Consider the following 701-nt stretch of genomic DNA (forward strand, 5'->3'; position numbering starts at 1 on the left):
ATGCCGGGGTGGCCGTGGCGCGCAGCGAGATGTAGCGGCGTCTCACCATTGGTGTCGGGGACATTGGGCTCGGCCTGCATACCCAAACACGCCTCCACCCCATTGAGGCTCCCCGTCGTTGCGTGCTCGCAAAGCCAAGTCTGCCAAGGCGCTCCGTAGAGCCCTAAGTGCGGAGAACGCGCATGGGCAGCAGCAATCACCTGGCTCCCATGCATCCGCGACAACGCGTCGCCGTAGGTCGCGATGAGGTGCTGTTCTGTCGCCCTCGCCTGCTGCTCAGGAACCTCGAAGCGCTGCAGCGCGCGGGCAATGTCCAAACGCGGCTGGGGTGGCGAAGGCAGCTCGGGCTGGGCCCGCAGCGCCTGGAGCCGATCGGCGGCGATGCGGTTGGCCTGAACCTGGTCGATGGATTCGCGCAGTTCTGACAGGAGGCCGGCCCGTTGATCACTGGGCAGCAAGGCGTAGATCTGAGCGAGCGCCTTGTGTCCTTTGACGCCGGCATGGATCGTCGCATCCAACTGATAGGGGGAAAGAGCGGGTTCAACCTGGACCAGCGTGGCATGGCCGCCCTGACCCAGCTCAAGGTTGATTCGATTGGAGAACCGGGTGGGCGTCATCACCCAGTCAAACCCCACCTCTGTGCAGGTGTCCAAGCCAGCGACTTGGGACTGACGGCAGAACTGCTCGGCCAACGCCAGCGC

1 protein-coding gene is annotated in these 701 nt (G+C 64.8%); it reads right to left on the reverse strand.

The window, feature by feature from the left end:
• A partial coding sequence (locus INT12_RS30750; protein WP_226926406.1) for an ankyrin repeat domain-containing protein occupies positions 1–701 on the reverse strand: 701 nt, incomplete at both ends.

The organism is Pseudomonas sp. K8, assembly GCF_014889455.1.
GTDB classification, from domain to species: Bacteria; Pseudomonadota; Gammaproteobacteria; order Pseudomonadales; family Pseudomonadaceae; genus Aquipseudomonas; species Aquipseudomonas veronii.